This is a genomic window from Streptomyces durbertensis (assembly GCF_014156695.1).
In the GTDB taxonomy this organism is placed as follows: Bacteria; Actinomycetota; Actinomycetes; order Streptomycetales; family Streptomycetaceae; genus Streptomyces; species Streptomyces durbertensis.
Genome location: NZ_WMLF01000290.1, coordinates 1 through 6,873, shown reverse-complemented (window position 1 = coordinate 6,873; position 6,873 = coordinate 1). Strand labels below are relative to the sequence as shown.

General features: G+C 71.6%; 5 protein-coding genes and 1 tRNA gene. 4 read left to right on the top strand and 2 right to left on the bottom strand.

Annotation, left to right across the window (positions count from 1 at the left end; genetic code table 11):
• Nucleotides 1–119 precede the first annotated feature (119 nt).
• Nucleotides 120–1,862: a sensor histidine kinase gene (locus GL263_RS18235; protein WP_182856789.1), complete on the bottom strand. Its 1,743-nt coding sequence runs from the start codon at nt 1,860–1,862 to the stop codon at nt 120–122.
• 196 nt (nt 1,863–2,058) lie between these two features.
• A tRNA-Leu gene (locus GL263_RS18230) sits at nt 2,059–2,142 on the bottom strand.
• A 376-nt stretch (nt 2,143–2,518) separates the two neighbouring features.
• Between GL263_RS18230 and GL263_RS18225 the strand changes: the two genes are divergently transcribed.
• The 4 genes from GL263_RS18225 to GL263_RS18210 all read left to right on the top strand — a co-directional run.
• On the top strand, nt 2,519–3,334 hold the full coding sequence (locus tag GL263_RS18225; RefSeq protein WP_182856788.1) for an FHA domain-containing protein: 816 nt from the start codon (nt 2,519–2,521) through the stop codon (nt 3,332–3,334).
• A 10-nt stretch (nt 3,335–3,344) separates the two neighbouring features.
• On the top strand, nt 3,345–3,878 hold the full coding sequence (locus GL263_RS18220; RefSeq protein WP_182856787.1) for an FHA domain-containing protein FhaB/FipA: 534 nt from the start codon (nt 3,345–3,347) through the stop codon (nt 3,876–3,878).
• A gap of 36 nt (nt 3,879–3,914) precedes the next feature.
• Complete coding sequence (locus tag GL263_RS18215) at nt 3,915–5,513, top strand: Stp1/IreP family PP2C-type Ser/Thr phosphatase (RefSeq protein ID WP_228456615.1); 1,599 nt, start codon at nt 3,915–3,917, stop codon at nt 5,511–5,513.
• 15 nt (nt 5,514–5,528) lie between these two features.
• Nucleotides 5,529–6,873, top strand: a 1,345-nt coding sequence (locus GL263_RS18210) for an FtsW/RodA/SpoVE family cell cycle protein (RefSeq protein ID WP_182856786.1), incomplete at its 3' end; no start/stop codon positions are given.

Below are 6,873 nucleotides of genomic sequence, written 5' to 3'. Positions count from 1 at the left end.
TCACCACAACGCCGAGCCCCCTCACCACAACGCCGAGCCCCCTCACCACAACGCCGAGCCCCCTCACCACACGCCGAGCTTCCTCACCACACGACGCGTCACCGCACCGCCGAGCCCTGTCACTCCTCGCTCGGGCCCGGCGGGCTCAGCGGCACCGACCACACCAGGCGTGTGCCGCCGCCCTCCGGCCGCTCGGCGGTGAACTCGCCGCCCCGCCTGCGCGCGCGCTCCTCCAGGTTCCGCAGACCGCTGCGGCGGCCGTCCCCCTCGGGCAGCCCCTCACCGTCGTCGAGCACGGTCAGCCGCACCCGGCCGCCGCCCACCTCCAGCGCGACCTCCGCCCGCCCCGCGCGGGCATGCCGGGCCACGTTCGTCAGCGCCTCCGCGAGCACCGCGACCACGTCGTCGCCGATCGCCGGCGGCACGTCCGTGTCGATCAGCCCCTCGGCGCGCAGCGACGGCGTGAAGCCGAGCGCCTGCACCGACTTCTCCACCTCCTTCGCGATACGCACCCGCAACCCGTTGCCGAGAGCGGAGCTGTCCCTGCTGCGCAAGCCGAAGATCGTCGTCCGGATGATGCGCGTCGTCTCGTCCAGGTCGTCCACCGCCCGCAACAGCCGCTCCTGGGCCTGCGGATGCTCCACAAAGCGCACCGCGCTCTGCAACGAGATCCCGGTCGCGAACAGCCGCTGGATGGCCAGATCGTGCAGGTCCCGGGCGATGCGGTCGCGGTCTTCCAGCAGGGTGATCTGCTCGGCGTCACGCCGCCGGTCCGCCAGCTCCATGGCCAGCGCCGCCTGCCCGGCGTAGGAGAGCAGCGGCGCGGTCTCGGCGTCGGTGAACGGCGACAGCTTGTCCGCGCGGGCCAGCAGCAGCACACCGCGCACACCCTCCCGGGTGCGCATCGGCACCGCCACGGCCGGGCCCAGACCCTCCCAACGCGGCGGCCCCGCCGTGATCCGCGGATCGCTGGAGATGTCGGGGCTGGTCAACGGCTCCCCCGCCACCGCCGCCGCGCCGACGAACGAACCCTCGCGCGGCACCAGCAACCCGTGGTGGCGCTCGGCGTCCTTGCCGACCGCGAGCGAGGTCCGCAGCGCCCCCGACCCGTCGGGCACCGGCACCGCCAGCAGCCCGAGGTCGGCGCCGAGGATGCGCCGCGCGTGGTCCACGATCAGCCGCAGCACGTCCCCCTCGGACGTCCCCGACAGCAGCGTGGAGGTGATCTCCGCGTTGGCCGCCAGCCACTGCTCGCGTGCCCGGGCCTGCTGGTAGAGCCGGGCGTTCTCCACCGCCACGCCCGCCGCGACCGCGAGCGTCTCCAGGACCGTCTCGTCCTCGCTGTCGAACTCCTGGCCGTGCCGCTTCTCCGTCAGGTACAGGTTGCCGAAGACCTCGCCGCGGATCCGGATCGGAGCCCCGAGGAACGTCCGCATCGGCGGGTGGTGCGGCGGGAAGCCGCTGGACGAGGGGTGGTCCGCCAGCGCCGGCAGCCGCAGCGGCTCCGGGTGCTTGATCAACTCGCCGAGCAGCCCGTGCCCCGTGGGCAGCGGCCCGATGGCCTCGATCTGCTCCTCGGTGAGACCGACGGGGATGAACTGCGCCAGCTTGCCGTCGTCGCCGATCACGCCCAGCGCCCCGTACTCGGCGTCGACGAGGACCGTCGCCGCCTCCACGATGCGGCGCAGCACATGCGGCAGGTCCAGCTCGCTGCCGATCGCGAGCACGGCCTCCAGCAGGCTGTGCACCCGGTCGCGCGCGCCGCGCACGGCGTCGATGCGCGCCTGCAGCTCCTCCAGCAGCTGGTCCAGCTGCAGCCGCGGCAGGTGCTCGGACGCACCCCCGCCGTTACCGTTGCCCACCGGTCCTCCGCAGCACTCGTCGGCGATCACCCCTACGGTAGTCCGCCACCTCCGCCACCAACAGGCGCTCCCGCCAGGTCCGCGCCCGATCGGTCCGGTCGGCCGTTCCTGCCAAAGGGCCGCGCGGCCATGACGTTCGCCACAGGCGGGGCGGGAAAACAGAAGGACCCCTGCGTCAGCAGGGGTCCTTCTTCTGTGCGCGAGGGGGGAGTTGAACCCCCACGCCCTTTCGGGCACTGGAACCTGAATCCAGCGCGTCTGCCTATTCCGCCACCCGCGCATGGGTGTCGTCGATGGGCTCCGGCCTTCCGGAAGTTCGCCTTCCGGTTGTCTCGGCGCCTGCCGACATCCAGAAGACTAGCACGCTGCCGGGGGTGGTCTCACATCCCTTCCCGCGGGCCCGCACGGGCCTGAGCTCGGCCGTGTCCGTTACGTCCACAGTGGGGGACACTGGTGGGCGGGCCCTCTACGATCCGTGTGAGGGGTGACACCCGCGCATCGCGTCACGAAGCGGAACCAGTGGTTTTCGTCTGGCGTGGATACGATCAGTAAGCAGTTCAACAGGCAGTACAGCAGTTCGGTCCCGTCGCCGTGCCAGCCCGCGGGCTGGAGCCACGGCGCACTAGAGCGCAGGGCAGCTGGGAAGGAGGTGCACCGTGGGAGTACTCAAGCGCTTCGAGCAGCGTCTCGAAGGTCTCGTCAACGGCACCTTCGCCAAGGTGTTCAAGTCCGAGGTGCAGCCGGTGGAGATCGCCGGTGCCCTACAGCGCGAGTGTGACAACAACGCCACCATCTGGAACCGCGACCGCACGGTCGTACCGAACGACTTCATCGTCGAGCTCAGCACCCCCGACTACGAGCGGCTGAGCCCGTACGCCGGGCAGCTGGGCGACGAGCTGGCCGGCATGGTCCGGGAGTACGCCAAGCAGCAGCGCTACACCTTCATGGGCTCGGTGAAGGTCCACCTGGAGAAGGCCGAGGACCTCGACACCGGGCTGTACCGGGTGCGCAGCCGCACGCAGGCGGCCAGCGTCTCGCAGGCCCCCCAGGCGGGGGGCGGCGGAGGCTGGCAGTCGCTCGGCGGCACGCAGGGCGGGTCCCAGGGCGGCGCGCAGGCGCCCGGCGCACCGCCGCTGCCGCCGAACGCCCCGCGCATGCCGGGCACACCACCGCCCGGCGCGCCCGCCGCGCAGACGCGGCGCTGGGTGGAGATCAACGGACAGCGGCACCAGATCTCCCGGCCCACCCTCGTACTGGGCCGCAGCACCGAGGCCGACGTGCGGATCGACGACCCCGGGGTGTCCCGCCGCCACTGCGAGATCCGGACCGGAAACCCGTCCACCGTGCAGGACTTGGGCTCCACCAACGGCATCGTGGTAGACGGACAGCGGGCGACACACGCTACGCTCCGCGACGGCTCACGCATCGTCGTGGGCAACACCACGATCATTTACCGGCAAGCCGAAGGGTGAAGCGGGGGCAATGTCAGAGCTGACCCTGACGGTCATGCGGCTGGGTTTTCTCGCCGTACTGTGGCTGTTCGTCATCGTGGCCGTGCAGGTCATCCGAAGTGACCTGTTCGGCACCAGGGTGACCCAGCGCGCCGGCCGGCGCGGACCCGAGCGGCCCGCGCCGCGCCAGCAGCAGCAGCCGCAGCAGGCAGCCGCGGCCTCCGGGCGCGGCGGAGGTGGCGGCGGCCGGGGCGGCCGCACCCGGCGCGGCGCGCCCACGAAGCTGGTCGTCTCCGAGGGGTCGCTGACCGGCACCACGGTCGCCCTCCAGGGCCAGACGATCACCCTCGGCCGGGCCCACGACTCCACGATCGTCCTCGACGACGACTACGCGTCGAGCAGGCATGCCAGGATCTACCCGGACCGCGACGGCCAGTGGATCGTCGAGGACCTCGGGTCCACGAACGGCACCTACCTCGACCGGACCCGACTCACCACACCGACGCCGATTCCGCCCGGAGCGCCGATTCGTATCGGCAAGACGGTCATCGAGCTGCGGAAGTAGACCGAACATGACGACCGGAGGGTGGGCACCGTGCGGATGTACCCGGAGCCGACGGGCGAGGTGCGCATGAGCCTGGCACTGCGATTCGCCGCCGGATCACACGACGGCATGATCCGCGAGCACAACGAGGACTCCGGCTACGCCGGCCCCAGACTGCTCGCGGTCGCCGACGGCATGGGCGGCCAGGCCGCCGGTGAGGTCGCCAGTTCGGAGGTGATCTCGACCATCGTCGAACTCGACGAGGACGTGCCGGGCTCCGACATCCTCACCTCGCTCGCCTCCGCCGTGCAGCGCGCCAACGAGCAGTTGCGCGTCATGGTCGAGGAGGACCCGCAGCTGGAGGGCATGGGCACCACGCTCACCGCCCTGCTGTGGACCGGCCAGCGCCTCGGCCTCGTCCACGTCGGCGACTCCCGCGCCTACCTGCTCCGCGACGGCGTCCTCACCCAGATCACCCAGGACCACACCTGGGTGCAGCGGCTCGTCGACGAGGGCCGCATCACCGAGGAGGAGGCCACCACCCACCCGCAGCGCTCCCTGCTGATGCGCGCGCTGGGCAGCGGCGACCACGTCGAACCCGATCTCTCGGTGCGCGAGGTGCGCGCCGGCGACCGGTACCTGATCTGCTCCGACGGCCTGTCCGGAGTCGTCAGCCACCAGACGCTCGAGGAGACGCTGGCCAGCTACCACGGCCCGCACGAGACCGTCGAGGAGCTGATCCAGCTCGCGCTGCGCGGCGGCGGCCCCGACAACATCACCGTGATCGTCGCCGACGTCCTCGACGTCGACAGCGACGACACGCTGGCCGCCGCCCAGCTCAACGACACCCCGGTCGTGGTGGGCGCGGTGGCCGAGACCAAGCAGCAGTCCGACGGCGACCCCGGCACCCCGGCGGCCCGCGCGGCCGAACTGCGGCGCGGCCGGACCGTGCCGCAGCAGCAGCCGCCCGCCCCCGAGGGCTTCGGCCCGCCGGAGCACCAGGCGTACCCCGCCGCGGCGGCGCCCCCCGGCGGCGCGTTCGGCGAGCCCACCGGCTACCAGGACCCGCCGCGCAGACGCCGCAGGTGGCTCAAGCGCACGCTGATCATCCTGTTCGTGCTCGCGCTCCTCGGCGCCGGCGGCTACGCCGGGCTGCGCTGGACGAAGACCCAGTACTTCGTCGGCGCCGACGGCGAACGCGTCGCGCTCTACCAGGGCATCAGCCAGAAACTCGCCTGGTTCGAGCTGAGCAGCGTCGCCGAGCGCACCGACATCGAACTCAAGTACCTGCCGGTGTACCAGCGGAACCAGATCCGCGAGACCGTCTCCATGAACAGCCGCGCCCAGGCCGACGAGAAGATCGCGCAGCTGCGCGAACAGGCCGAGGTGTGCCGCATCGTCGCCGACGAGCGCACCTCCGAGCAGGCGCCCGCCGCCGGCGAGACGCCCGGCGCCTCGCCCACCCCCGGCGCCTCGCCCTCGCCCGGCGCCTCGCAGAGCCCGGCGCCCGACGGCGAGAACCAGCAGGAGCTCGGCTCCAGCGTCGACGGCCAGGAGAAGCCCGACGCCGAAAGCCGCTCCGACGACAAGCCCAGCCCCGGCCCGCGGCTGACCGAGCGGCAGCAGCAGCTCGCCAAAGACTGCCGGACGCCGTAGGGGGACGAACCGCATATGAGCCTCAACCTCGGCAACACCACGACGATCGCCTCCGGCGGCACGCCCAACCGGCGCAACACGGAACTCGCGCTGCTCGTCTTCGCCGTGATCATCCCGGTGTTCGCCTACGCCAACGTCGGCCTCGCGAAGAGCGACGAGCTGCCCAGCGGCATGCTCGGCTACGGCCTGGGCATCGGCCTGATCGCCGGCATCGCGCACCTGGTGCTGCGCAAGTTCGCCCCGTACGCCGACCCGCTGATGCTGCCGATAGCCACCCTGCTCAACGGCCTCGGCCTGGTCCTGATCTGGCGCCTCGACCACGAGCCGGGCCTGTCGCCCGCCAACGCGGCGCCGGGGCAGCTGATGTGGTCGGCGCTCGGTGTCGCCCTGGCCATCGGCGTACTGGTCTTCCTGAAGGACCACCGCATCCTGCAGCGCTACACCTACATCTCGATGGTCGTCGCGCTGGTGCTGCTGATCCTCCCCATGTTCTTCCCGGCCCGCTTCGGTGCCCGGATCTGGATCACCATCCCGGGGGTCGGCTCCCTGCAGCCCGGTGAGTTCGCGAAGATCATCATCGCCGTGTTCTTCGCCGGCTACCTGATGGTCAAGCGGGACGCGCTGGCGCTGGCCAGCCGCCGCTTCATGGGCCTGTACCTGCCGCGCGGCCGCGACCTCGGCCCGATCCTGGCGATCTGGGGCCTCAGCCTGCTGATCCTCATCTTCGAGACCGACCTGGGCACCTCGCTGCTGTTCTTCGGCATGTTCGTGGTGATGCTCTACGTCGCCACCGAGCGGACCAGCTGGATCATCTTCGGTCTGCTGCTCTCCGCCGGCGGCGCGGTCTTCGTGGCCTCGTTCAACAGCCACGTCGCCTCGCGTGTCAACAACTGGCTCGACCCGCTGGCACGCGCCTCCAACGACGGCGTCACCGAGACCGCGCAGGCCATGTTCACCTTCGGCTCCGGCGGCCTCATGGGCTCCGGACTGGGCCAGGGCTTCTCCCGCCTCATCGGCGGCATCGCCGCGAAGAGCGACTACATCCTCGCCACCATCGGCGAGGAGCTGGGCCTGGCCGGCATGATGGCCATCCTGCTGCTGTACGCGCTGCTCATCGAGCGCGGCATGCGCACGGCCCTGGCCGCCCGCGACCCGTTCGGCAAGCTGCTGGCGGTCGGCCTCACCGGCGCGTTCGCGATCCAGGTGTTCGTCGTCGCCGGCGGTGTGACCGGTCTCATCCCGCTGACCGGTATGACGATGCCGTTCCTCGCGCAGGGCGGTTCGTCCGTGATCGCGAACTGGGCGCTGATCGCGGTACTGCTGCGCATCAGCGACACCGCACGCCGCCCCGCCCCCGCCC